Below are 25,322 nucleotides of genomic sequence, written 5' to 3'. Positions count from 1 at the left end.
TGGGCTAATCATGATCGCCAAACATATTCCGATGCACATAGTGAAGAAGAGCGGCTTCGCCAGCCTCGTGCGGTACTTGACGGATACACAGGGCAAGCAGGAACGAACAGGCGACGTCCGGCTGACCAACTGCATTTCGGACGATGTCGAACTCGCGATGCTGGAGGTCCTGAACACACAGGCGATGAACACGAGGTCCCTGGCGGACAAGACCTATCACCTGATCGTCAGCTTCCGCGACGGCGAGGAACCGGACGCTTCTACCCTGGCGTCAATCGAGGAGCGCATCTGCGACACCCTTGGCTTCATCGGTCACCAGCGGGTCAGCGTGGTGCACCACGATACCGACAACAGGCACCTGCACATTGCCATCAACAAGATCCATCCGGCGCGCTACACGATCCACGAGCCCTTCCACGCTTACCGGACACTCGCCCGGGCGTGCGGCACGATCGAGGATGAATTCGGCCTACGCAAGGACAACCACATGCCACGCAAGGTCGGCGCAGAGAACCGTGCAACCGACATGGAGCACCATGTCGGCATCGAAAGCTTGCTCGGATGGATCCAGCGCGGCTGCAAGGCGCAGATGCAGCAGGCGCAATCGTGGGAGCAGCTGCACGCTGTCCTGTCCACGAACGGGCTACATTTGCATCCGCGTGCCAATGGCCTCGTGATCACCGCCCAGGACGGGACCACAATCAAGGCCAGCTCGGTGGGGCGCGACTTTTCAAAGCCCAAACTGGAACAGCGATTCGGTCCCTTCCAATCCGCACTGGAAAAAGAGGCCACGCTGAAGCCTCAACGACGGTATGAGAAAAAACCGCTCGGACTGCGTCCAGATACGGCGAAGCTCTATGCTCAGTACCGGGCCGCGCAAGCGCAGGTAGCGACCACTCGCGCACGTGAACGGGAACGTGTGCGTGCGCGCAAAGAGCAGCGGATCGAGGCAGCGATGCGCCACGTGCGCCTGAAGCGCGCCGCACTGAAGCTCGCCCAAATGCCGCGCAACGCCAAGAAGATGATGTACCGCGCACTCGCCAGCGTACTGCGTGACGAGATCTCGGAGATCAAGCGCGAGTCCAAACAGGAGTACATCAGCATCAGCCAGAAGTGCCGTCGGCGCCAGTGGTCTGACTGGCTTCGCCATCAGGCGGGAACGGGCAACGCAGACGCACTTGCCGCACTTCGCCGGCATAAGCCAACGCGCGACGTAGATCGCGATGGCATCAGCGGTGCTGCGCAATGCCATCCGCCCGTTTCTGGTCACCGCCGCGATAGCGTGACCAAACAGGGAACGATCATCTACCGGGTCGGCGCAAGTGCGGTCAGGGATGAGGGGGACTCGCTCCGGGTCTCGCGCGGTGCGGAGCTGGAAGCGATGCATGTGGCCCTGCGAATGGCACACGAGCGGTTCGGCAAAAGGATCACCGTCACGGGCTCTGAGGGGTTCAAGGAGCAGATGGTCATCGCGGCCGCTGTCGCAAACCTGCCCATTGTGTTCGGCGATCCGGTGCTTGAACAACGCCGTCTGAAGCTCGCCAAACCGGCCACGACACGCGAAAATCCGATCCACAACCATGGTACACGCCCGCCTGCACCACGCGCCAATGAAGAAGTTGGACCGATAAACACTCGGCACATCCGCGCGCCGAATCCGAGTGTGCCGCAGAAAAGGAAAAGTGCGATAGATGGTCGCAGTCGCAGATGACTCAAACCACGCGTAGTAGCATTAGTACGCTGAGACACCAAGGCAGCTGACAACGACGAACAGGGATGCCTGTTTGCACTTGCTGCCCCAGCAGCGCCACTTCTCGGTATTTTTGTCGGTATCGCTGGGCTTCCGTTCGGCAAGACGCGCTATCCATGCGGGCTGCGACGTACAATTCGATTCCGGCCGGAGCACCACCAGCAAGATTCAAGCAATTCAGAGAAGTTCATCGAACCCGCGCCACTCACCATGAGACCGCGGGTTTTTTGTTGCTCCGCGCCGGGCTACCCCTGCTGGAACGGCCGCGCATCCACCGGAATATCGATCACGAACGTGGTGCCTGCATGCGCATCGCTGTACACGACCGCGCTGCCGCCATGGCTCTGCGCCACGCTGCGCACGTAAGGCAGGCCCAGGCCCCAGCTGGAGGTGGTGGAGGCGCCGGCATCGCTGGAGCGTACGAATTGCTGGAAGATCGCGTCCAACTCGCCCGCCGGGATCGGCTTGCCCTGGTTGCGCACCGACAGGATGGCGCGGCCGTTGCTCTCGGCGACGCTGACGTCGATCGGGGTGCCGGCATCGCCGTATTTCTGGGCATTGTTCAGCAGGTTTTCCAGTGCGCGCTCGAGCGCCGCATCGCTCCACCAGCCCTTGACGCTGCTTCCGGTCAGGCGCACGTCGGCGCCCTGGTATTCGCGTGCGCGGTCGGTGACGCTGCGCGCCAGCGCCATCAGGTCGAACTCGGTGAGCGTCAGCGCCAGGCGGTCGCCGGACTGGATCGACAACGCATCCAGCAGTTCCTTCAGCATCGTGCCCATGCGCTCGCCGTTCTTGACGATGCGCTGGGCCCACTGCGCGATCTCGGGCGAGGGATTCAGGCGCAGGATCAGGTTGGCGCCCAGCACCATGTTCGAGGCCGGCTGGCGCAGGTCGTGCGCCAGTGCGCCGGCGAAGCGTTCGCGCAGCGAATCGGTCGCCGTGACGAAGGAACGCACGCTTTCGCGCACTGCGCTGTCGATGGTCAGGTGCAGCGTGCGCCGCTCCGGCGCAGTCAGGATGACATCGTGGGCGTCGAGCACATCGAATACGACACTGCGGAACATCTGAAACTCGGCCAGGATGCCTTCGGCATCGAAGTCGGACAGGTTGGCGCGTTCGATCCCGTGCTCCTCGCCGATCGAGGTCACGTCGATGCCGTCGCGTTCGAAATACGCCGGCGACAGCACCGAGCACAGGCGCTCGTACAGCACCGGCATGGTGTCGATCAGGACCGGGTGGCTCAGTTGGCGGGCGCTGGCCAGGTTGGCGCGCACCTGGGTTTCCCAGGAGTGCAGCACGGTCTCGCGCAGCGCCAGCATGCGGTACGAACTGAGTGACAAATCGTCGGTGGGGATCAGGTGCGGATTCACGGCCATCTCGGTAATGGGAGCAAGTTGCCAATGTTACACAAGGCGCGTGCGCCGGGTCGCACGCTGTGTATCCGCAACTCAGCGCCTGGCCGTCTGCCCAGCTTGGCTGTCGTACTTGCGGCGGATGCGCCCTGCCGTACCGTCACGCTCCATCGCTTCCAGCGCGGCATTCATCCCGGCCACCAGCCGGTCCGGCACGGCACGGTTGCAGGCCAGGTAAGCCTGGATGCGATTGAACACCAGCACCGGCACCACCTTGTCCGTATAGCCCAGGCGTGCCAGCGTCTGGCGGCTGTTCAGGCCCAGGCTGGCGGCCCACAGGTCGATGCGGCCCATTAGCAGCTTGCGCGGGTTGGTCTGGTCGTCCGACCCCGGGTCGACGTCGAAACCGCGTGCGCGCAGAAACTGGTCGCGCGCATCGCCATGGTAGGTGCCGATGCGGTAAAGACGCGCGTCTTCGAGGCTGCGCAGCTTGAACTTGCGGTCGGCGCGCGCCATCAGCACCCAGTCGGCCGTCGCAATCGGGCCGGCCCACTTGAACTGGCGCTCGCGTTCGGGGGTGCGGGTGGTGGCGTAGACACAGGCGTCGGGACGTTCGAGCGCGGCCGTATAGGCGCGCTTCCAGGGCAGCAGGTCGATGGTGTAATCGATGGCGGCACGGCGCATGACTTCGCGCACCATGTCGCTGCCGATATCGGCCGCCGGCTCGCCTGCGCGCGGCGCGTAAGTCGGGGGTTCGGTGGCGAGGTAAAGTCGAGGTGGGGTCTGCGCCCGGGCCGGGGCACCCGTCAGATTCCAGAATACAACCGTCAACAAGGCCGTAACAATCTTGGTTTTCATGGCGTCGCGTGCTGGAGCAGGCACCGGCGGTTGCCTGTTCAACTAGCATAACAGCAAGGCGGAGCCAACCACAATGCATGCTACCAGTACAACTTTGTGGCGTCACGGTGGCATGCATGCCACACCTTTCCTTATCGGGTATCGTTTTTACTGAATTTTTTTATTTGGAACAACTTTCCTCACGGAAAAAGTGACATACTTGCGTCTGCACGATAGTTTCCATGAATCAATTCTGGTACCCATAATCCATGCTGTCCATATTTACACTGCCTGACGATCCATCCCTGCTCAGCTACGGTTTCTACACACCGAAGCTGGTGATCCTGTCAGTGCTGGTCGCGATCTTCGCTTCCTGGATGGGGCTGCTGATCGCCGGCCAGGCCGTGGCCAACCGGGCCCAGCGCTGGATCGTGCTCGGCACCGGCAGCCTGGCGCTGGGTACCGGGGTGTGGGCCATGCACTTCATCGGCATGCTCGCCTTCGACCTGTGCACCGACGTCGACTACGCGCCGATCCCGACCATCATCTCGGGCCTGCCCAGCATCGGCGCCTCGTTCGTTGCGCTGTGGCTGATCGCGCGCGAACGCCTGGGCGGCTGGAACCTGCTGGCAGGCGGCGTGGCGGTCGGTGCCGGCATCGGCGCCATGCACTACGCCGGCATGGCAGGCATGCAGATGGGCCTCGAGCTGCGCTACGACCCGCTGATGTTCGGTCTGTCGATCGTGGTGGCGGTGGTGCTGGCGACGCTGGCGCTGTGGGTGCGCTTCGGCCTGTCCCACGTGACGCGCCTGAAGGAAGCGCATCGCCTGCTGCTGGCGGGGGTGGTAATGGGCTTTGCCATCGCCGGCATGCACTATACCGGCATGGAAGCCGCCCGCTTCGTCGGCCGTGCGACGCTGAGCGCACAGAAAGCTGCCGGCAGTACCTATCTGGCGCTGTGGATCAGCATCATCACGGTGGCCTTCACCTTCGTCGTGCTGGGCTTGAACGGCCTGCTGCGCTACCGCCAGCTGTTCCGCGAACTGTCGCGCAGCGAAGCCTGGATGCGCGCCCTGCTCACCACCACCGTGGACGGCGTGGTCACGGTCGACCGCGCCGGCACGATCCAGGAATTTAACGCTTCGGCCGAGCGCATCTACGGCTGGAAGCGCGAGGAGATCCTCGGCAAGAACATCCGCCTCCTGATCGGCAACGAAGAAGCGTCGGAACGGGGCGGCCTGCTGCGCACCCTGGCCAGCGGCGAGATCAGCGACGGCGCCCGCAGCGCCGACGTCACAGGCCTGCGCAAGGACGGCAGCATCGTGCCGATCCGGCGCGCGGTCGGCCATGCGCGCCTCGGCGAGCAGGAACTGTTCGTCTGCTTCATCACCGACATCACCGAACGGCGCGAGATGGAACAGGCGCTGCGCGCCAGCGAGCAGCAGTTCCGTTCGCTGATCGGCAACATCCCCGGCATCTCCTACCGCAGCCTGCTGCAGGGCGAGCATCCGATGCTGTTCATCAGCGACGCCGTCGAACGCGTCACCGGCTACCCGGCCACCGACTTCATCGGCGCCCCGGCGCGCCGCAGCTTCGGCAACCTGATCCACGCCGCCGACCGCGTACGCGTGTCCGAGACCATCGCCGGCGCGCTGCGCGACAACCGTCCCTACCTGGTGGAGTACCGCCTGCTGCACGCCGACGGCAGCACCCGCTGGCTGTGGGAAAACGGCACCAGCGTGCGCAACGACGCCGGGGAACCGTACTGGCTGGACGGCGTCATCCTCGACATCACCGAGCGCCGCCAGATGGAAGAAGCGCTGCGCGACGCCAAGGAGAACGCCGAGCAGGCCGCCGCCGCGCGCGCCAGTTTCGTGGCCAACATGAGCCACGAGATCCGCACCCCGATGAATTCGATCCTCGGCTTCACCGACGTGCTGCTCGACAGCGAACTGGCGGCCGACCAGCGGCGCCACCTGGATACCATCCGCAGCGCCGGCCGCGCCCTGCTGCGCCTGCTGAACGAGATCCTCGATACCGCCAAGCTGGAAAAAGGCGCGGTCGAACTCGAGCAGAACGACTACAACCTGCTGTCGCTGATCGACGAATTGTCCTCGACCCTGGCCGCGAATGCGCGCGCCAAGGGGCTGCACGTCGACATCCACTACGATCCGGCACTGCCGACCTGCCTGCGCGGCGACGAGCTGCGCGTGCGCCAGGTGCTGACCAACCTGCTCGACAACGCCATCAAGTTCACCCAGCAGGGCAGCGTGACCCTGCACGTCGAACTGGACGACGGCCAGCTGCATTTCTCGGTGAAGGACACCGGCATCGGCATCGCGCCAGAGCGCCTGGCCGCGATCTTCGAACCGTTCACCCAGGCCGACGCCTCGATGACGCGCCGCTTCGGCGGCACCGGCCTCGGCACCACCATCAGCAAGCAGCTGGTGGAGCTGATGGGCGGCCGCATCTGGGCCGAGAGCCAGCCGGGCCAGGGCACCACCTTCCACGTGATGCTGCCGCTGGTGCTGGCGCGCTTCGCGCCACAGCAGCCACGCGTGCGCACCGCCGCCGCCCTGCCGCCGCTGCGCGTGCTGGTGGCCGACGACGTGCCGCAGAACCTGGAACTGCTGCAGCTCCTGATGGCGCGCCGCGGCCACACCATGACGGCTGCCAGCGACGGCGCGGAAGTGGTCGACCTGGCCGCGCGCGAGTCCTTCGACCTGATCCTGATGGACTTCCAGATGCCGACCATCGACGGCCTCGCGGCCACCCGCCTGATCCGCGCCCAGGCCGAAGCCGCAGGCCGCCAGCGGGTGCCGATCATCGCCATGACCGCCAGCGTGCTGCCCGCGCACCGCACTGCCAGCGTCGAGGCCGGGATGGATGGCTTTGCATCGAAGCCGGTCGACTGGTTCGCGCTGTCGCACGAGATCGCGCGCGTGCTCGGCCTGGCGTCCACCCAGCCCGCCGACGACCTGCCGGCGCGCGAGCGCGAGGTGCTGAACCGCCACGCCGGCCTGCGCCGCTGGAGCGGCAAGCAGACCGCCTACGACGAAGCGCTGGCCCATTTCGACAGCCAGCACGCCGGCCTGGCGCAGGCGCTGTCGGCCCAGGCCGCCGCCGCCGACTACTGCACGCTGCGCATGCTGGCCCACAAGGTGCGCGGCGTGGCCGGCAATCTCGGCCTGGAACTGCTCGCCGACACCCTGGGCAACCTCGAAGGCATGGTGGACGGCGACAGCGGCAAGGTGTTCCCGGGCGCCGAATCCAGGCTGCAGGACACGCTGCGCGAGCTGTGCGCCCAACTGGACCGTGCCCTGGAAGCGATCCGCGCCGCCCTGCCCACGCCGGCACAGGTCCAGGCGCCGGCCAAGCCGGCCCAAGGCGTACGCCCGACGGTCGACCTGGAACGTGCCCGCCGCGCCGGCACCTCGCTGCGCGAGGCATTGCGCCGCGGCGGTCTGGAAGATACCTCGCTGGCCGGCCTGGCGGCGGCGCTCACCGGCCATCCGCTGGCCGCCCGCGTGGCGCAAGTGCACGCGGCGCTGTCCGACTTCGACTTTGAACTGGCCCTGCAGCAGCTCGACGCCGTGCTGGAGGTCCTCGACGAATCCGTACCGGAGATCCACTCATGACCAACCGCCACCTGCCGCTGATCCTGGCGGTCGACGACGAAGCCAGCAACCTGCAGTTGCTGCGCCAGATTTTGCAGGACCATTACCGCCTGCGTTTCGCCAAGGACGGCACCCGCGCGCTCGAACTGGCGCGTGAAGAATGTCCCAACCTGATCCTGCTCGACGTCATGATGCCGGGCATGAGCGGCTACGAAGTGTGCGCCGCGCTCAAGGCCGACCCGGCGCTGGCATCGATCCCGGTGATCTTCGTGACCGCCCTGAACGATACCGACGACGAGCTGGAAGGCTTCGAGGCCGGCGCGGTCGACTACATCACCAAGCCGATCAGCCCGCCGATCGTGCGCGCGCGCGTGCGCAACCACCTGTCGCTGGTGCGCACGGAAGAATTGCGCGCGTCGCGCCTGGAAATCGTCCAGCGCCTCGGCCTGGCTGCCGAGTACAAGGACAACGAGACCGGCCTGCACGTGATCCGCATGAGCCATTTCGCGCGCATCCTGGGCCTGGCCGCCGGCATGACCGAAACCGAAGCCGACGACCTGCTGCACGCGGCGCCGATGCACGACGTCGGCAAGATCGGCATCCCCGACCGCATCCTGCAGAAACCGGGGCCTCTCGACCCGGAAGAATGGAAGGTCATGCAGAGCCACGCCCTGATCGGCGCCGAGATCATCGGCGAACACGACGGCGGCATGCTGGCGCTGGCACGCAACATCGCACTCTCGCACCACGAAAAGTGGGACGGCAGCGGCTACCCGTACGGCCTGGCCGGCGAAGCCATCCCGCTCGAGGGCCGCATCTGCGCGGTAGCCGACGTGTTCGACGCGCTGACCTCGGTGCGTCCGTACAAGAAGGCCTGGACCGAAGAGGAAGCGATCAAGCTGCTGGTCGACCAGAAGGGCAAGCATTTCGATCCGGCGCTGGTCGATCTGTTCATCGCGCAGATGCCGGCGATCCGCGCGATCCGCCAGCGCTGGGCCGAGCAGGAACCCGAGCCGGTGCCGCAAAAAGCCGCCGCCTGAACCACGCATGCAGGCGCCCAGGCCTGCCTCATCCCGCCGCGGCAGGCGCCAGCACCACCGGCGCCCCGCGTGCCGCCACCTCGCGGTACAGCGCCGCGTATCCCTCCGCCATCTGCGCCGACGTGAACAGCCGCCAATAACGTTCCTCGGCGCGCCGTCCCATCGCGCGCGCCATTTGCGGGTCGTCCCACAAGGCCTGCAGCGCCGCCCGCAGCGCCGCCGGATCCGATGGCGGCACCACCAGCCCGCTTTCGCCGTGCACGTTGATATAACTGGTGCCGGTGCCGATCTCGCTCGAAATCATCGGCTTGCCGAACATCGCCCCCTCCAGCAGCGAGATGCCGAAGGCTTCCGAACGCAGGTGGGAAGGAAATGCCACCGCATAGCACAGCTGCAGCAGCGCCACCTTGTCGGCCTCGTCCAGGGCGCCGGCAAAGGTCACGTTGTCCAGCCCGAGCCGGGCGGCATGCGCCTTGAGTTCGCGTTCGATCGGCCCGGCGCCGGCGATCACTACCGGATAGGGTGTGCCGGCAACCGCATCGAGCAGGATGTGCAGCCCCTTGTAATAGCGCAGCACGCCGACGAACAGGAAGAACTTCGGCCCGACACGGGCACGCCACTGCGCCATGCGCACCGCGTCCGGCTCGGGATAGGTGCCGCGGTCCAGGCCGAAGGCAATCACCCGGGTCTTGTCGCGGTAGCGGCCCAGCACGGCCGAGGTGGCCAGGTAGTTGGGCGAGGTGGCGACGATGGCGTCGACGCTGCCGAGGAAACGGTGCATCAGCGGCCGGTACAGGCGCAGCAGGGCTTGCTGGCGCACGATGTCGGAATGGTAGGTCACCACGGCCGGCTTGCCGGTGCGCGCCGCGAAATGCGCGACGTCCATGAAGGGCCACGGAAAATGGTAATGCACCACGTCGGCATCCTGCGCCAGGCGCGCCAGGCGGCCGATGGCGCGCAGCGAGACCGCATTCGAGGCCAGCTCGAAGTCGAGCGGCACCCGCTGCACGGTGTGGCCCTCCACCGCCAGCGGCGCATTGCGGCCGTCGCGCGACAGCGACAGCACCTCGCTGGCGATGCCGAGCCGCGCGGTGCCGACGCACATCTGGCGGATGGCCTGCTCGATCCCGCCGACCGAATCCGGAAAGTAGGTCTTGTAGAAGTGCAGGACACGCATGGCAGGCCATCACAGGAGGCGGCGGTACACGGCGGCAGTCTGGCGCGCCGTCGCGTGCCAGGTCAGTTGTGCGGCGCGCGCACGGCCGGCCGCGATGCAACGCGCCCGCAGCCGCGGCTGGCGCACCAGGGCCAGCAGGGCGTCGGCGATGGCGCCGGTGTCGAGCGGATCGGCCTCGACGGCGGCGCCGGCCGTCACTTCCGGCAGCGCGGTCGTGTTGGCCGCGACCACCGGCACGCCCGCAGCAAAGGCTTCCACCACCGGGATGCCGAACCCTTCGTACAGCGACGGGAACGCGAACACGGCGGCGCCGGCATACACGTGGCGCAGCCGGGCCGGATCGTCGAGCCGGTTCAGCCATACCACGGCGGCGCCGTTGCGCCGGGCCGCCGCCAGGCGCAGCAGCAGCCCTTCGGCGCGGGCGCCGGCACGGCCGACGATGACCAGCTGGCGTGCGGCGCGCACCGCTGCCGGCAGCGCCAGATAGGCATCCAGCAAGCGTTCTAGGTTCTTGCGCGGCTGCAGCGTGCCGACAAATAGGAAATAGCCTGGGCGCAAGCCGTTGGCGGCCAGCGTCGCCGCCACCGCCGCGGCCGGCGGCGCCTCCAGCCAGGCCTCGTCGACGCCGCACGGCACCACCGTGATGCGGCGCGCATCGACGCCGAAGCTCGCGACCAGTTCTTCGACGGCAAAGTGCGACAGCGCGATCACGTGGTCGGCCTTTTGCGCCGCCTTGCGCTGCAGCCAGTTTTTCAGGCTGCGCAGGCGCGGGTTGCACCATTCGGGATGCGTGAGCGGCAGCGCATCGTGCAGGCTGGCGACCACCGGACAATTCATGCGCACCACGCGGTAGTCGGTTACGTGGAATATGTCGGCCGGCACGTGCACGCGGTGGCGCTCGGGCATCAGCAGGTCGGACAGCGAGGCGCGCTCGAAGGACCGGGCCAGCGGTTGCCCGGCACTGAGCACGGCGCGCCCGCGCGCACGCGGCCAGGAAAACGGCAGCACGTCGCAGCCGGCCCGCGGCAGATGGCGCAGCAGGGCGCGTGTATAGACGCCGATGCCGTCCATGTGGCCGCCGTGAAGCGCCGGCTCGATCATGGTGGTGCCGAGGCCGATGCGGGGCAGCATGGTCAGCTTTCGTACATCCAGCGCAGCGTGTCGGCCAGTGGAACCGGCGCCAGCGCGCCGATGGTGGCGGCCAGCCTGGTGTTGTCGCCGGCCAGCGTCAGCACCTCGTTGGCACGCACCAAGGCCGGATTCACACGCACCTCGATGCGGTAGCCGGCAATCTCTTCCATCATGCGCAGTACGCTCTCCAGCGAATGCGAGCGTCCCGAACACACATTGAAGACCTGGCCGGCGGGCGCCGCCGCCAGCAGCCGGCGATAACTGCCGGCCACCATGCGCACGTCGGAAAAGTCGCGCGCGATCGCCAGGTTGCCGAGTTCGATGCAGAGTGCCCCGCGGCGAAAATGCGACACGATCTTGGGCAGCAGGAAGCTGTCGCTCTGGCCGACGCCGGTGTAGTTGAACGGACGCGCGATCACGATCGGCAACCTGTCCATCCACAGGCTGGCCATGTATTCCATCGCCAGCTTGCTGACCGCGTAGTCGTTGGCCGGCCTCGGCGCCACGCTTTCGTCGATCAGCCCGGCCTGGGCATTGCCGTAGATGTTGGCGGACGAGGCCAGCAGTACGCTGGACGGCGGATGCGGGCTGGCCGCCAGGGCTTCCAGCAGGTTGCGGGTGGCGGCCACGTTGACGCGGTAGATCTGCTCGGCGTCCCCGTGCGCCACGCAGGCGATGCCGGCCAGGTGCACGGCCACGTCCGGACGGACCTGCTCGACCACGCCGGCCACCGCCGCGCGCTCGAGCAGGTCGGCTGGAAAGATATCGGTGGCAAAGACATCGGCGCTGAAGACCTCATCGGCACCACCTGGCAGCACGGTGCCGAACACGCGGTAGCCGGCCGCAGCCAGTTCGCGCGCCAGGTAGCTGCCGGTAAAGCCGCGCAGCCCGGTGATCAGGGCGCGCCGGCCCTCCCCTTCGCGCGGACCGGCGGCGCGTGCCGCCTCGACGGTGGCGCGTACCGCTTCGGCGCTGGCCATGCGTTTCATGTCAGAACCCGTGGCCGCGTTCGTTGCGGCGCAGGTCGGCCTCGACCATCATGCGGCACAGCGCCTCGAGCGTGGTGCCGGCCTTCCAGCCGAGCTCGCGCTGCGCCTTGGACGGGTCGCCGATCAGCAGGTCGACCTCGGCCGGGCGGTAAAACTTCGGCGACACCCGCACCAGCAGCTTGCCGGTTTCGGCGCAATGGCCGGTTTCGGCATCGCCCTGCCCCTGCCATTCGAGATGGATGCCGGCGGCGCGGAAGGCCATCGCCACGAACTCGCGCACGGTCTCGGCGCGGCGGGTGGCCAGCACGAAGGTATCCGGCGCCGGGGCCTGGAGGATGCGCCACATGCCGTCGACATAGTCGCGCGCATAGCCCCAGTCGCGCCGGGCGTCCAGGTTGCCCAGTTCGAGCACGTCGAGCCGGTTGAGCACGATCCGGGCCACCGCATCGGTGATCTTGCGGGTGACGAATTCGCGCCCGCGCAGCGGCGACTCGTGGTTGAACAGGATGCCGGAGCTGGCAAAGAGGCCGTAGGCCTCGCGATAATTCACCGTCATCCAGTGCGCATACAGCTTGGCGGCACCGTAGGGGCTGCGCGGATAGAAGGGCGTGTTCTCGGCCTGCGGCACGGCCTGCACCTTGCCGAACATTTCGGAGGTGGAGGCCTGGTAGAAGCGCGCTTCGGGGTGGACGATGCGGATAGCTTCCAGCAGGTTGACCGCGCCGATGCCGGTAATGGCGGCGGTGGCGACCGGCTGGTCGAAGGACACGCCGACGAAACTCTGCGCCGCCAGGTTGTAGACTTCGTCGGGCCGGGTCGACTCGAGCAGGCGGATGCTGGAAGCGGGATCGGTCAGGTCATACTCGGCCAGCGCCAGGTTCGGGTGGCCGGCGATGCCGAGTTCCTCGATGCGCCAGAAATTGACCGAACTGGAACGGCGGAAGGTGCCGGTTACGGCATACCCTTTTGCCAGCAGCAGTTCGGCCAGGTAGGCCCCGTCCTGACCGGTGATCCCGGTGACCAGCGCTTTTTTTGAGGTATGCATGTCGAGCCGATTCCAGGTAAGAAATCATGCAATACTTGCAATATTCGATATGCGTATTATCGGGGAAAAGCAGAGCTGAAAGCCTGCGATCGGCTCATCCTTAGGAGTAGCTCAAGCTTTAGTCCGGTTGCATTAACTGCTGGGAACTTAATCGCCGTGAGCTGATCCATAAGGCGAAAAAAAACCGCAGGCCTCGACCTGCGGTTTGTGTCATCACACTGGAAAACGATCAGCGCTGCGACACCGCATCCACCACGCACAGCGCGGTCATGTTGACGATGCGGCGCACGGTCGCCGACGGCGTCAGGATGTGCACCGGACGCGCGCAGCCCAGCAGCACCGGACCGACCGCGATGCCGTTGCCGGCCGCCGTCTTGAGGATGTTGTAGGCGATGTTGGCCGACTCGATGTTCGGCATCACCAGCAGGTTGGCGTCGCCGGTCAGTGTCGACTGCGGCATGATCTTGGCGCGCAGCTTCGAGTCCAGCGCGGCGTCGCCGTGCATCTCGCCGTCGATTTCCAGGCCGGGCGCCTTCTGCTGCACCAGCGCCAGCGTTTCGCGCATCTTGCAGGCCGATTCGCTGTTCGAGGTGCCGAAGTTCGAGTGCGACAGCAGCGCCGCGCGCGGCGTGATGCCGAAGCGTTCCAGTTCCTCGGCCGCCATGATGGTGATCTCGGCCAGCTGCTCCGCGTTCGGGTTCTCGTTGACGTGGGTATCGACCATCGCCAGCTGGCGCTCCTGGGTGATGACCAGGTTCATCGCCGCATACACGTTGGCGCCGGCACGGCGGCCCAGCACCTTGTCGATGAATTCCAGGTGCGCCTGGGTGGTGCCGTAGGTACCGCAGATCATGCCGTCGGCATCGCCCTTGTGGACCATCATGGCGCCGATCAGGGTATGGCGGCGGCGCATCGCCAGCTTGGCCATGTCCTGGGTCACGCCCTTGCGCATCACCATCTGGTGGTAGGTCTGCCAGTAGTCGCGGTAGCGCTCGTCGAAGTCGGGGTTGATGACGTCGAAGTGCTCGCCCAGCTTGAGGCGCAGGCCGAACTTCACGATGCGCTGTTCCAGCACCGCCGGACGGCCGACCAGGATCGGGCGCGCCAGCTTCTCGTCGACCACCACCTGCACCGCGCGCAGCACGCGTTCGTCCTCGCCTTCGGCGTAGACGATGCGCTTGAGTTCCGGCGGCGTGGTCTTGGCGACCTGGAACATCGGCTTCATGAAGCTGCCGCTGCGGTACACGAACTGCTGCAGGCTTTCGGCGTAGGCGGCCAGGTCGGTGATCGGACGGGTGGCGACGCCGCCATCCATCGCGGCCTTGGCCACGGCCGGCGCAATATGGGTCAGCAGGCGCGGATCGAAAGGCATCGGGATCAGGTATTCCGGCCCGAACGACAGGTTCGAGATGCCGTAGGCCGAGGCCACGATGTCCGACTGCTCGGCGTGGGCCAGGTCGGCGATCGCGTGCACCACGGCGATTTCCATCTCGCGCGTGATGGTGGTCGCGCCGCAGTCCAGCGCGCCGCGGAACATGTAGGGGAAGCACAGCACGTTGTTGACCTGGTTCGGGTAGTCCGAACGGCCGGTCGCGATGATCGCGTCGCTGCGCACGGCCTTGGCGTCTTCCGGCAGGATTTCCGGATTCGGGTTGGCCAGCGCCAGGATCAGCGGGCTCGGTGCCATGCTGGCGACCATGTCCTGCTTCAGCACGCCGCCGGCGGACAGGCCGAGGAAGATGTCGGCGCCCGGGATGACCTCGGCCAGGGTGCGGTGCGGGGTGTCCTGGGCAAAGCGTTCCTTGTCCGGGTCCATCAGCTCGGTGCGGCCCTTGTAGACCACGCCGGCCAGGTCGGTGACGAAGATGTTCTCGAGCGGGAAGCCGAGGTCGAGCAGCAGCTCGAGGCAGGCCAGCGCCGCCGCGCCCGCGCCCGACACCACCAGTTTGCATTGCTTGAGATCCTTGCCGACCACCTTCAGGCCGTTCAGGATGGCGGCGCCGACGATGATCGCGGTACCGTGCTGGTCGTCGTGGAAGACCGGGATCTTCATGCGCTCGCGCAGCTTGCGCTCGATGTAGAAGCACTCGGGCGCCTTGATGTCTTCCAGGTTGACGCCGCCGAAGGTCGGTTCGAGCGCGGCGATCACGTCGATCAGCTTGTCCGGGTCGGTCTCGGCGATCTCGATGTCGAACACGTCGATGCCGGCGAACTTCTTGAACAGCACGCCTTTGCCTTCCATCACCGGCTTGGATGCCAGCGGGCCGATATTGCCCAGGCCGAGCACCGCGGTGCCGTTGGAAATGACGGCGACCAGGTTGCCGCGCGCGGTGTATTTATAGGAGTTGGCCGGATCCTTGACGATTTCCTCGCAAGGCGCGGCGACGCCGGGCGAATAGGCCAGGGCCAGGTCACGCTGGTTCAGCAGCGCCTTGGTAGGCATGACGGCGATTTTGCCGGGGGTGGGAATCTGGTGATATTCGAGCGCTGCAGCCCGCAGTTGTTGGCGTAATTCTTCTTTCTTATCGATTGACGCATCCATGCTTCGCTGGCCTTCTTTGCTGACTGGGGGCTTACGATTTTAGCAGAGTGGTTCGGGGTGCCGTCTACGTATTTTTACCGACAGCCATGCGCCATGCATGAGCGGCCTTGCCGGCGCCATCTTTTCAGCTGCGCGCGGCCTTCAGGAACAGGTCGTGTGCCGGTGCGAAGCCGCTGTGCAGGGCCAGGTAGGCCGCACCCCACACCTTGGCGTCGGGTCCGGTTTCACCCGCCAGTACCCGCGGCGGCTGCACGCCGCGCCAGTCGTAGTACCGCAGCGCCGCATCGACTTCGCGCAGCAGCGCGTCCAGCAAGGGGCGCGCCACGACACCGTCGATGATGACGCCTTCCAGGTCCAGCACGCAGGCCGCGCCGCCGATGGCGAACGCGATCGCGTCCGCGGCGCGCGCGATCCAGGCGCGCGTGAGCGCCTCCCTGGGGGCCTGCAGCATGCAGGGGTCGGTCAGCGCGACCGGCGCCAGGCCGGCCTGCGCGCACATCTTTTCCAGCGTGACCAGCGAGGCCTCCTCCAGCAACTGGCCGGCCCCGGCGCGGCGCCCGGCCAGTCCGAGCGGCATCGAGCCCACCGCCCCCGCATTGCCGTGGCGTCCGCCATGCGGCTGGCCGTCGATCACCAGGCCGCCGCCGACCAGCACGTCGATGAAGATGTACAGGTAGTTTTCCAGTGCGCGTCCGCGTCCGGCCACCAGTTCGGCGACGCAGGCCGCCGCAGTGTCCTTGGCAAATTCCACCGGCAAGGGCGTCATGGCCTGCAGGCGCGCGCGCATGTCGACGTGCGCCCAGGCGTCGGCGCTGCCAGGTGCCGTGCCCAGCAGCTCCTGCCAGCCTTCGAGCGTGAGCGGCGCGGCCAGGCCGATGCCGGCCAGGCGGCGCGCACCCTCCTCGCCCAGGAAGGCATGGATGTCCTCGAGCTGGCGCGCGATCAGGGCAAACACCGCCTCCACGTCCGGCGCCGCATACGGTGTGCTGGCATGCCAGCGCTGGGCCCCGACGAAGTCGAGCAGCAGCACGTCCAGGCTGCGCCGTCCCAGCCGCACGCCCACGAAAAACGCGGCATCGGGACGCAGGGCGATCGGACGAGAAGGCTGGCCGACCTTGCCGCGCAGCGACTCCAGGCGCATCACCATGTCCTCCTCCAGCAGGCGGTCGACGATCACCGACACCGTTTGCGTGCTGAGATGGGTCAGGCGCGCCAGCTCGGCCTTGGGAAGCGGCCCATGCAGGCGCAGCGCCTGCAGCAGGACGCGCTCGTTGTGTTCGCGCATGCCGACCTGGTTCGATCCGAGCGTACGCGGACCGTCGATGTCCGTTTCCCTGGCGCTGCCGCCTGGAGTTTGAAAATAGTACGACATTGCACGAACTTGAAAGAAGGTTGAACGAAGATCGCAGCCGGCTACTGTACGCCGATTTGACTAAATAAATCAATTTGATTTATTATTTATCCTTCCCCGGCGCCGGCGAGGCAAGAATCACCGCTCTGACCGCACCGTGCCGCTTGTCCAAAAGCATGTAATGAGAAAGGGGCCGACATGCAATTTTCGATAGACCTGATGGGCTACGTGGCTGCGTTCTGCACCACCGCCGCCTTCATTCCGCAAGTGGTGCTCGTGTGGCGCCAGCGTTCCGCCAAAGGCATTTCCCTGGCGATGTACCTGTCCTTCTGCTTCGGTGTTTTCCTGTGGCTGTGCTACGGCATCATCATCCAGGCCTGGCCCCTGGCCATCAACAATGGCATCACGCTCGCACTCGCTTCCAGCGTGCTGGTCATGAAATGGCGCTTCGACCGCGTGCCGCCGGCAAGCAAGCCGGAACAGACAAGGAGCGTCCATGCGTGATACCGCCGATACAGCCCTGTCCGACGCCTTCCTGCGCCGGCCGCCGCGCGATACGCGCGCCACGCTGCCGCGCTACGACCGCAGCCGGATCAAGGCCGGCATCGCCCATATCGGCGTCGGCAATTTCCACCGCGTGCACCAGGCGCTCTACATCGAGCGCTGCCTGCACCTGCCCGGCCATGAAGACTGGGGCATCGTGGGCATCGGCCTGGGCGACAGTGCCTCGGCCCGCGCCAAGGCGGATGCCTACGCGCGCCAGGACGGCCTGTATTCGGTCACGGAATTCGCCGCCGACGGCACTGCCGCGACGCGCGTGGTCGGCGCCATGGTCGATTACCTGCACGCCCCGCGCGATCCCGGCGCCGTCCTCGACCTGCTGGCCAGCCCGGCGATCCGCATCGTCTCGCTGACCATCACCGAAGGCGGCTACAACATCGACGAGACCAGCGGCGCATTCCGCCTCGACGATCCCGACGTCGCCGCCGACCTCGCCTGCGCACGGACCGGCGAGCTGCCGCGCACGGCATTCGGCCTGATCGTGGCCGCCCTGGCGCTGCGCCGCGCGGCCGGCCTGCCCGCCTTCACCGTCATGTCCTGCGACAATTTACGCAGCAACGGCGACACCGCGCGCCATGCCGTGCTGTCGTACGCCTACACGCTCGACACCGCGCTGGCGGCCTGGATCGACACCCACGCCGCCTTCCCGAACAGCATGGTCGACCGCATCGCGCCGGGCGTCTCGGACCAGCAGCGCAAGCGCGTCGCCGCGATCCTGCAGGCCGAGGATGCGCAACCGGCGGTGGCCGAACCCTTCACCCAATGGGTGCTGGAAGACCGCTTCAGCGCCGGCCGTCCCGACCTGGCGGCCGCCGGCGCCGTGTTCAGCGACGAAGTCCATGCCCACGAAGCCGTGAAAGGACGCATGCTGAATGCATCGCACATGCTGCTGGCCTATCCGGCCCTGCAGTGCGGCTACCGCACGGTGCCTGAAGCGATGCACGACCCGCTGCTGCGGCGCCTGCTCGGCAGTTTCATGGAGCGCGACGTAATCCCCTACCTGTCGCTGCCGCGCGGCGTTTCGGCCCACGCCTACAAGGAAACCCTGCTGAAGCGCTTCGCCAACCCGGCCGTGGCCGACCAGCTGCTGCGCATCGCCCACGACGGCGCCGCCAAGATCCCGGTGTTCCATTCGCAGACGATCGCGAACCTGCTGGCACAAGGCGCCGACCTGTCGCGCGCGGCCCTGCTGCTGGCCTGCTTCCGGCTGTACCTGATGGGACGCGACGGCAATGGCGCTCCGCTGGCGGTGGACGAGCCCCACTTCGGCGAGGCCGACCTTGCACTGCTCGACCCGAACGATCCCCTGACGCTGCTCGACACCAGTCCGTTCGCGGCACTGGCGCTGGGCGACCACCCGGGCTTCGTCGATGCCTACCTGCGCATCGCGGACATGATCGACAGCGCCGGCATCCGCATCGCGCTGGCGGGCGTGCTGCCGTCGGGGTTCCGCACGGCGGCGTAAGCGGGCAGGCCCGATTACAATCGGGGCATGCTCTCCGAATTCGATCTCATCAAGCAGTATTTCCAGCGCGCCCGGCCCGCATCGGACCGCACCGTCCTCGGCATCGGCGACGACTGCGCCCTGCTCGCGCCCTCCCCCGGCAAGCTGCTGGCCGTCTCGTCCGACATGCTGGTCGAGGACCGTCACTTCTTTGCCGGCGCCGACCCCTTCCGGCTCGGTCACAAATCGCTGGCGGTGAACCTGTCCGACCTGGCGGCGATGGGCGCCGTGCCGCTCGGCTTCACGCTGGCGCTGGCGCTGCCGGCGGCCGACCCGGCCTGGCTCGACGGCTTTTCGCGCGGGCTGTTCGCGCTGGCCGACGCCCACGGCTGCGAGCTGGTCGGCGGCGACACCACCAAGGGGCCACTCAACATCTGCATCACCATCTTCGGCGAACTGGCGCCCGGCCAGGCGCTGCGGCGCGATGCCGCCTGCGTCGGCGACGACATCTGGATTTCCGGCACGCTGGGCGATGCACGGCTGGCGCTGGCCGGCTGCCTCGGCGAGATCGCGCTGGATGCCGATGCCCAGGCGCAGGCGGCAACGCGCCTGCACGCGCCGACGCCGCGCGTGGCGCTGGGCCGGCTGCTGGCCGAAGGGCGGCTGGCGCATGCCGCGCTCGACATCTCGGACGGTCTGGTGGGCGACCTCGGGCATATCCTGGCGGCCTCGAAGGTGGGTGCGCTGCTGGACGTGGATGCCCTGCCGGCCGGGCCGGTGCTGGCACGGCAGGCGCCCGGCTTGCGGCGCCGTTTCACGGCAGCCGGCGGCGACGATTACGAGCTGTGCTTCACGGCGCCGGCGGCCAACCGGGAGGCGATAGTGGCCGCCGGCGCGCAGTGCGGGACGGCGGTGACGCGGGTCGGCCGGATCGAGGCCGCGCCCGGCTTGCGCCTGGCCGATGGCGCCGGCCTACCGTTGAACATGACGCTGCAGGGCTGGGACCATTTCACCGATAGTTGAACGCGTGGACGGCAAAGCCGACTAGCCGTCCGCGTCCACCCTACGCCGCCTCGTCGTTGCGCGGCTTCTTGCGGTCGTCGTAGGGCCCGTGCGTCAGCCAGTATTCGCGGAACGCCAGCCGCACATTGTCGCGCAGCTCGGCATCGTGCCACGGCTTCGTATAAAAGCGGTAGATCGCGCCGCGGTTGATCGAGTCGAGCACGGTCTCGACGCCCGTGTCACCCGACAGGATGATGCGGATCGTGTCCGGGTACATCTCCTTCACCTTGCTCAGGAACTCGGTGCCGTTCATCACCGGCATGCGCTGGTCGCACAGGATCACCTGCACCGGATGCATCGCCAGCAAATCGAAGGCCTCGGCCGGCGAGGCCGCCGTCAGCACCCGGTAGTTATCGCGCCGGAACAGGCGGTGCAGCGACTGCAGCACGTTGACGTCGTCGTCCACCACCAGCAGCGTCTGCATGTTGCGGTCGTCCGCCGCCGGGCGGCTCGGCTGGGCGCGGTTTTCCAGCACCAGCTTCGCCAGCTCGGCAGGCGGCAGCGCGCGCGCGAAGTGGAAGCCCTGGATCTCGTCGCAGCGGTGGCGCCGCAGCAGCGCCATCTGGGCGCGCGACTCCACCCCTTCCGCGATCACCTGCATGTGCAGGCTGTGCGCCATGCTGATGATGGCCAGCGCGATCGCCGCGTCGTCCGGGTTGGTCGTGATGTCGCGCACGAAGGCGATGTCGATCTTCAGCTTGTCGATCGGGAAGCGCTTCAGGTAGGCCAGGCTCGAATAGCCGGTGCCGAAATCGTCGATCGCGATGCGGATGCCCAGCGCCTTCAGGCTGCCCAGCACCTGGATCGTGTGCTCGGCATTGCTCATCAGCGCGCTCTCGGTCAGCTCCAGTTCGAGCGATCCCGGATCGACGTCGTGGCGCGCCAGGGCGTTGCGGATGTCGCCTTCCAGGTCGCCCTCGACGAACTGGCGGCTGGAGACGTTGACCGCCACCCGCACGTCGCGCACGCCCTGCGCATTCCAGGCCGCGATCTGGCGGCAGGCCTCGTCGATGATCCAGGCGCCGACGCGCACCACCATGCCGGTGTCTTCCATGACCGGCACGAATTCGGCCGGGTAGACCAGGCCGAAGCCGGGACGGCGCCAGCGCAGCAGTGCCTCGACCCCGCTGATGCGGCCGGTGTTGAGATCGAGCTTGGGCTGGTAATGCAGCTCGAACTGCGCGCCGTCCAGCGCGCCGCGCAGGGCCAGCTCGAGGTCGAGCCGCGCCAGCACCTGCACGTTCATGCCGGATGTGAAGAAGCGGAAGCCGTCGCGGCCCGCTTCCTTGGCGCGCACCATGGCGACGTCGGCATATTTCACCAGGGTGCCGGGATCGACGGCATCGTCCGGGTACATCGCGATGCCGATGCTGGCGGTGAGCAGGGCCTGCTTGCCGTGCAGGTCGAAGGGCGTGCGCAGCACTTCGCGCACGTCGTTGGCGACCGCCACCGCTTCTTCGCCGTTCTGCTCGCGCGTCATGGTGAGAATCAGCGCGAACTCGTCGCCGCCGAGGCGGCCGACGCTGTCGCGCAGGCGGATGCTGCGCACCAGGCGGGTACTGAACTGGCGCAGCAATTCGTCGCCCAGCGCCGGCCCCAATGAATCGTTGATGATCTTGAAGCGGTCGAGCGTGATGAACAGCACCGCGATGCGCCAGCTCTTGTCCTGCGCCAGTTCGATCGCGTCGCGCAGGGTCTGGAAGAACAGCGTCCGGTTGGGCAGGCCGGTCAGGCTGTCGTAGTTCGACATGTGCTTCAGGCGCTGGGCGGCGTGGATACGCTCGCTGATGTCGCGTGCCACCGCGATCAGCATGCGCATGCCGTCCAGCTGCTGCAGCTTCCAGCTGATCTCGACCGGCACCGCGCCCTGCCCGTCCGAGCGCAGCAATTCGGTCTCGACGATGTCGTGCTCGCGCGGCGCCGAGGCCGGGTCGGCATAGCGCTCGAGCTGGGCCCGTTCGGCCAGGCCCAGCGCCACCGGTTCGATGCGCAGCAGCGCCTCGCGCGAAAAGCCGAGCATGCGGCAGGCGCCGTCGCTGACGTCGATCATCGACATGTGGTGGGCATCGACCAGGAAGATGGCGTCGGCAGTGGCGTCCATCGCGCCGCGGAAGCGCTGCAGCTCGCCGGTGCGTTCGCGTACCTTGCGTTCCAGCCGCGCGCCGTGCTCGCGCGACTCGCGGTGCAGCAGGCGCACTTCGAGCAGGTTGCGGATGCGCGTCATGACCTCGACCGTGTCGAAGGGCTTGCCGATGAAGTCGCGCGCGCCGGCTTCCAGCGCCGCCAGCTTTTTATCCGGTTCGGCCGTCACCACCAGTACCGGCAGCCACGACTCGCGCTCCATCGGCTTGAGCGCTTCCATCACCTGGAAGCCGTCCATGTGCGGCATCTGCAGGTCGAGGATGATCAGGTCGTAGCCGTGCTGCAGGTGCAGGGTCGCCACCTGGCGCGGGTCGGTGGTGCTCGACACCTGCTCGTAGCCGGTGGTCTTGAGCAGGAATTCGAGCAGCTGCACGTTGACCGGCTCGTCGTCGACGATCAGGATGCGCGCGCGGCGGATGTCGGATTGCGAAATCATGAAACGGTCCTCGTCACATCGATGCGGGTGCGGCGCTGGGCCAGCACGCCGTCGATGGCCTCGTTGAATTTGCCGATCTCGATCGGTTTGGTCAGGTAACGGTCGAACCCGGCGGCCAGGCCGCGCTCGACGTCGTGCGGCATGGCGTTGGCGGTCAGCGCGATCACCGGAATGGCGCGCGTGGCCGGGTCGCGCCGCAGCTGTGCCAGCACCTCGAAACCGCTCATGCCAGGCAGGTTCAGGTCCATCAGGATCACCTCCGGAGGCTGGCTGCGCGCCAGCGACAGGCCGACATGGCCGTCCGGCGCCGACAGCAGGCGCAGGTCGGGGCGGAAGCGCACGATTTCCTGCACCAGCTTCAGGTTGGCCGGATTATCCTCGATATACAGCAGCAGGTGGGGTGCGCCGTCCGCCTGCGGCGGCGCCGCGCCGGCCGGCGCGCCCTGCTGCGCCCCTTCCTCGGGCTGCGCCGGCGCCGGCGCAGCCGCCGGCTGCAGGCCCAGCTCGATCCAGAACACGCTGCCCACGCCCGGGCTGCTGGTGACGCCGATCTCGCCGCCCATCAGCTCGACCAGGCGGCGCGTGACGACCAGGCCGATGCCGGTGCCTTCCTGGGTGCCGCCTTCCTGGCCCAGCCGGTTGAAGGGCTGGAACAGCGCCGCCACCTGGCCCGGATCCAGGCCCATGCCGGTATCGCGCACCGACAGGCGCAGGCGCTGCGGCCCGGCATCGATACAGTCGAGCACCACCGCCCCGCCGTCCCGATTGTACTTGACCGCGTTCGACAACAGGTTCAATAGTACCTGCTTGAGGCGGGTACGGTCGGCGCGTAGCTGGACGTCGAGGCAGCCGTCCGGGAACAGCACGCGGATGCCGCGCTTCGCTGCCAGCGGCTCGATCATGGTGCGGCATTCGGCCAGCATGTCGCCCAGCCCGACCGCTTCCATCGACAGCGTCAGCGCGCCCGCCTCGACCTTCGCCAGGTCGAGGATCTCGTTGATCAGGGTGAGCAGGTGGCGCCCGGACTTCAGGATATGGTTCGAGAACTCCAGCTTCTGCTCCGGCGTGGTCGGCATCGCATTCGAGGACAGGATCTGGGCAAAGCCGAGGATCGCGTTCAGCGGGGTGCGCAATTCATGGCTCATCGCCGACAAGAAGGCCGACTTGGCCTGGTTGGCGGCGCGCGCTTCCTCGATCGCCAGCTCGAGTTCGGAATTGGCCAATTCCAGCTGCATGGTGCGCTCGTGCACGCGCCCCTCGAGCTGCTCGTTCAGGCGCATCACTTCCTGGCGCGCGCGGGCGCGTTCCTGGGCTTCGCGCGCGATTTCGCGGTTCGAACTTTCCAGCGCGCGGGTACGCAGTTCGATCTCGGCCAGCATCGCATTGAAGGAGTCGACCAGGTCGGCCGCCTCGTCCTCGCTGATGCGCGGCGCGCGCCGCGAATAGTCGCGCGTCGCCACCACCTCGCGCGCGATACTGGTGATGGCGTCGATCGGCGTGGTGATGGTGTGGCCGAGGCGGCGCACCAGCAGCCACGCGGTCAGCAGCGCCAGCAGGGTGACCAGGGCCGCGATCAACAGATAGTCGCGCATGCGCTCGACCAGCAGGTTTTCGGAACGCAGGTAGACGGTGCCGAGCACCTCGCCGTTTTCCCGGATCGGCGTGTACAGCACCAGGTCGCCGCCCTCCTTGCCGCGGCCTTCCTTGCGCGGCGCAGGCGGGAAGACGGCGCGCTCGCCCGGCGCCACATACCAGGCGAACAGGCTGCCCTGCTCGTCGTACAGTGCGGCGGCGCGCAGCGAAGGCCGGGTGCGCAGCAGCGCCAGGTTTTCGCGGGCCAGGCGCGGGTCGTCGAAGGCCAGCGCGGCCGAGGTCATGTGCCCGACCAGCTCGGCCTGGGTCGCCATGTCGTTCTGCAGCGAACGCTGGTAGCTGCGCAGGTCGTAGGCCACCACGGTGCCGACCGACACCACCAGTGCGGCAAGCGTGGTCGACATCACGATCGTGACCAGCTTTTCGCGGATCGAGCGGCGCCGGAGCATGGGGGATGTCAATGCGGAACCAATGAGTGGTGAATGTGGAACAATGGTAGCGCGGACGAGGCCGGCCGGCGAGCAGGATAGCAGCCCGGCCCGCGAGAATGTCGCACGGCATGCCATGCGGATCGGGCAAGGCATGGCTTGCGGTTAATATTTTAGCGCCGTGCGCCGGCCAGGCGCGCTAGAATGAACCACGAATGCAGCGATGGAGAAATGACGTGACGAACGATATTCTTGACCTGGCCGCACGCGTCGGCCGCGCCCTCGAAGCCAAGGGCCTCCTGCTGGCAACCGCCGAGTCCTGCACCGGCGGCGGCGTGGCCCAGGCGATCACCGAGATCCCCGGCTCGACCGGCTGGTTCGAACGCGGCTTCGTGACCTATTCGAACGCCTCCAAGAGCGAGATGCTGGACGTGCCCGGCGCCCTGATCGCGCAGGTCGGCTCGGTCAGCGAGGAAGTCGCCGGCGCCATGGCCCAGGGCGCGGTCGCCAACAGCAATGCCGACATCGCCGTCTCGACCACCGGCATCGCCGGCCCCACCGGCGCGGTGCCCGGCAAGCCGGTCGGCACGGTCTGCTTCGGCTGGTCGAAGGGCGACACCACCCATACCGAACGCCTGGTGTTCCAGGGCGACCGCCAGGCGGTGCGCGAACAGACCGTGGCGCACGCGCTGGCGGGGCTGCTCAAGTTCATCGAGTAAGGGATGCCGGTTTTATCGGCTGCGGCTGCGGCATTGGCGTTGTCTGCCGCTGCATTGGCGCCATCTGGCGCCTACGCAGCGGCGGACAACGCCAATGCGGTTTTTC

General features: G+C 67.2%; 17 protein-coding genes. 7 read left to right on the top strand and 10 right to left on the bottom strand.

Annotated elements, in window-relative coordinates:
* Positions 1-10 precede the first annotated feature (10 nt).
* Positions 11-1,711 carry a TraI/MobA(P) family conjugative relaxase gene (traI, locus tag FBX97_RS11060; protein ID WP_141831550.1) on the top strand — a complete coding sequence of 567 codons (1,701 nt, stop codon included), beginning with the start codon at positions 11-13 and terminating at the stop codon, positions 1,709-1,711.
* A 284-nt stretch (positions 1,712-1,995) separates the two neighbouring features.
* Here traI and FBX97_RS11055 read toward each other — a convergent pair whose 3' ends face one another.
* Together FBX97_RS11055 and FBX97_RS11050 are read right to left on the bottom strand one after the other, a co-directional pair.
* Positions 1,996-3,120: a sensor histidine kinase KdpD gene (locus FBX97_RS11055; protein ID WP_185748561.1), complete on the bottom strand. Its 1,125-nt coding sequence runs from the start codon at positions 3,118-3,120 to the stop codon at positions 1,996-1,998.
* A gap of 78 nt (positions 3,121-3,198) precedes the next feature.
* Positions 3,199-3,960, bottom strand: coding sequence for an ABC transporter substrate-binding protein (locus FBX97_RS11050; RefSeq protein ID WP_141831546.1), 762 nt, complete (start codon positions 3,958-3,960; stop codon positions 3,199-3,201).
* 248 nt (positions 3,961-4,208) lie between these two features.
* Between FBX97_RS11050 and FBX97_RS11045 the strand changes: the two genes are divergently transcribed.
* Both FBX97_RS11045 and FBX97_RS11040 read left to right on the top strand, forming a co-directional pair.
* Positions 4,209-7,577, top strand: coding sequence for an MHYT domain-containing protein (locus FBX97_RS11045; protein WP_141831544.1), 3,369 nt, complete (start codon positions 4,209-4,211; stop codon positions 7,575-7,577).
* Positions 7,574-8,596: a two-component system response regulator gene (locus FBX97_RS11040; RefSeq protein ID WP_141831542.1), complete on the top strand. Its 1,023-nt coding sequence runs from the start codon at positions 7,574-7,576 to the stop codon at positions 8,594-8,596. Before FBX97_RS11045 ends, FBX97_RS11040 begins: the two co-directional genes overlap by 4 nt.
* A 28-nt stretch (positions 8,597-8,624) precedes the next feature.
* Here the strand turns inward: FBX97_RS11040 and FBX97_RS11035 are convergent, their stop codons facing one another.
* From FBX97_RS11035 to FBX97_RS11010, 6 genes are all read right to left on the bottom strand, one after another.
* Positions 8,625-9,773 carry a glycosyltransferase family 4 protein gene (locus FBX97_RS11035; RefSeq protein ID WP_141831540.1) on the bottom strand — a complete coding sequence of 383 codons (1,149 nt, stop codon included), beginning with the start codon at positions 9,771-9,773 and terminating at the stop codon, positions 8,625-8,627.
* Between the two features lie 9 nt (positions 9,774-9,782).
* Complete coding sequence (locus FBX97_RS11030; protein WP_255517424.1) at positions 9,783-10,904, bottom strand: glycosyltransferase family 1 protein; 1,122 nt, start codon at positions 10,902-10,904, stop codon at positions 9,783-9,785.
* A 2-nt stretch (positions 10,905-10,906) separates the two neighbouring features.
* A complete protein-coding gene (locus FBX97_RS11025; RefSeq protein ID WP_141834317.1) occupies positions 10,907-11,884 on the bottom strand; it encodes a GDP-mannose 4,6-dehydratase in 978 nt (325 codons plus the stop codon).
* A gap of 10 nt (positions 11,885-11,894) precedes the next feature.
* On the bottom strand, positions 11,895-12,938 hold the full coding sequence (gmd, locus tag FBX97_RS11020; protein ID WP_141831538.1) for a GDP-mannose 4,6-dehydratase: 1,044 nt from the start codon (positions 12,936-12,938) through the stop codon (positions 11,895-11,897).
* Positions 12,939-13,167: 229 nt separating this feature from the next.
* Complete coding sequence (locus tag FBX97_RS11015) at positions 13,168-15,480, bottom strand: NADP-dependent malic enzyme (protein ID WP_141831536.1); 2,313 nt, start codon at positions 15,478-15,480, stop codon at positions 13,168-13,170.
* 124 nt (positions 15,481-15,604) lie between these two features.
* Complete coding sequence (locus FBX97_RS11010) at positions 15,605-16,852, bottom strand: ROK family transcriptional regulator (RefSeq protein WP_141831534.1); 1,248 nt, start codon at positions 16,850-16,852, stop codon at positions 15,605-15,607.
* Positions 16,853-17,029: 177 nt separating this feature from the next.
* Between FBX97_RS11010 and FBX97_RS11005 the strand changes: the two genes are divergently transcribed.
* From FBX97_RS11005 to thiL, 3 genes are read left to right on the top strand one after another with little or no spacing between them, the layout of a single operon-like run.
* A complete protein-coding gene (locus FBX97_RS11005; protein WP_141831532.1) occupies positions 17,030-17,335 on the top strand; it encodes a SemiSWEET transporter in 306 nt (101 codons plus the stop codon).
* The gene (locus FBX97_RS11000) at positions 17,328-18,857 is read left to right on the top strand and encodes a mannitol dehydrogenase family protein (protein WP_141831530.1); all 1,530 of its coding nucleotides are present in this window, start codon (positions 17,328-17,330) and stop codon (positions 18,855-18,857) included. The genes FBX97_RS11005 and FBX97_RS11000 overlap by 8 nt, the downstream gene beginning before the upstream one ends.
* A 27-nt stretch (positions 18,858-18,884) precedes the next feature.
* Positions 18,885-19,859 carry a thiamine-phosphate kinase gene (gene thiL / locus FBX97_RS10995; RefSeq protein ID WP_141831528.1) on the top strand — a complete coding sequence of 325 codons (975 nt, stop codon included), beginning with the start codon at positions 18,885-18,887 and terminating at the stop codon, positions 19,857-19,859.
* A gap of 40 nt (positions 19,860-19,899) precedes the next feature.
* Here the strand turns inward: thiL and FBX97_RS10990 are convergent, their stop codons facing one another.
* The gene (locus FBX97_RS10990) at positions 19,900-22,476 is read right to left on the bottom strand and encodes an EAL domain-containing protein (RefSeq protein ID WP_141831526.1); all 2,577 of its coding nucleotides are present in this window, start codon (positions 22,474-22,476) and stop codon (positions 19,900-19,902) included.
* Positions 22,473-24,518 carry an ATP-binding protein gene (locus tag FBX97_RS10985; protein ID WP_141831524.1) on the bottom strand — a complete coding sequence of 682 codons (2,046 nt, stop codon included), beginning with the start codon at positions 24,516-24,518 and terminating at the stop codon, positions 22,473-22,475. The genes FBX97_RS10990 and FBX97_RS10985 overlap by 4 nt, the downstream gene beginning before the upstream one ends.
* Positions 24,519-24,733: 215 nt before the next feature.
* Here FBX97_RS10985 and FBX97_RS10980 point away from each other — a divergent pair, with 215 nt between their 5' ends.
* Positions 24,734-25,216, top strand: coding sequence for a CinA family protein (locus FBX97_RS10980; RefSeq protein WP_255517423.1), 483 nt, complete (start codon positions 24,734-24,736; stop codon positions 25,214-25,216).
* Positions 25,217-25,322: the final 106 nt, after the last annotated feature.

This window comes from Herbaspirillum sp. SJZ107 (assembly GCF_006715485.1).
Classification (GTDB): domain Bacteria; phylum Pseudomonadota; class Gammaproteobacteria; order Burkholderiales; family Burkholderiaceae_D; genus Telluria.
The sequence above is the reverse complement of the archived record's forward strand: the minus strand, read 5'-3'. Positions and strand labels throughout refer to the sequence as shown.

Excerpts from the sequence above, each read along its gene's own strand:
- traI (WP_141831550.1), top strand. The coding sequence starts at position 11 with ATGATCGCCAAACATATTCCGATGCACATAGTGAAGAAGAGCGGCTTC.
- FBX97_RS11050 (WP_141831546.1), bottom strand. The coding sequence starts at position 3,960 with ATGAAAACCAAGATTGTTACGGCCTTGTTGACGGTTGTATTCTGGAAT.
- FBX97_RS11045 (WP_141831544.1), top strand. The coding sequence starts at position 4,209 with ATGCTGTCCATATTTACACTGCCTGACGATCCATCCCTGCTCAGCTAC.
- FBX97_RS11040 (WP_141831542.1), top strand. The coding sequence starts at position 7,574 with ATGACCAACCGCCACCTGCCGCTGATCCTGGCGGTCGACGACGAAGCC.
- FBX97_RS11035 (WP_141831540.1), bottom strand. The coding sequence starts at position 9,773 with ATGCGTGTCCTGCACTTCTACAAGACCTACTTTCCGGATTCGGTCGGC.
- FBX97_RS11030 (WP_255517424.1), bottom strand. The coding sequence starts at position 10,904 with ATGCTGCCCCGCATCGGCCTCGGCACCACCATGATCGAGCCGGCGCTT.
- FBX97_RS11025 (WP_141834317.1), bottom strand. The coding sequence starts at position 11,884 with ATGGCCAGCGCCGAAGCGGTACGCGCCACCGTCGAGGCGGCACGCGCC.
- gmd (WP_141831538.1), bottom strand. The coding sequence starts at position 12,938 with ATGCATACCTCAAAAAAAGCGCTGGTCACCGGGATCACCGGTCAGGAC.
- FBX97_RS11015 (WP_141831536.1), bottom strand. The coding sequence starts at position 15,480 with ATGGATGCGTCAATCGATAAGAAAGAAGAATTACGCCAACAACTGCGG.
- FBX97_RS11010 (WP_141831534.1), bottom strand. The coding sequence starts at position 16,852 with ATGTCGTACTATTTTCAAACTCCAGGCGGCAGCGCCAGGGAAACGGAC.
- FBX97_RS11005 (WP_141831532.1), top strand. The coding sequence starts at position 17,030 with ATGCAATTTTCGATAGACCTGATGGGCTACGTGGCTGCGTTCTGCACC.
- FBX97_RS11000 (WP_141831530.1), top strand. The coding sequence starts at position 17,328 with ATGCGTGATACCGCCGATACAGCCCTGTCCGACGCCTTCCTGCGCCGG.
- thiL (WP_141831528.1), top strand. The coding sequence starts at position 18,885 with ATGCTCTCCGAATTCGATCTCATCAAGCAGTATTTCCAGCGCGCCCGG.
- FBX97_RS10990 (WP_141831526.1), bottom strand. The coding sequence starts at position 22,476 with ATGATTTCGCAATCCGACATCCGCCGCGCGCGCATCCTGATCGTCGAC.
- FBX97_RS10985 (WP_141831524.1), bottom strand. The coding sequence starts at position 24,518 with ATGCTCCGGCGCCGCTCGATCCGCGAAAAGCTGGTCACGATCGTGATG.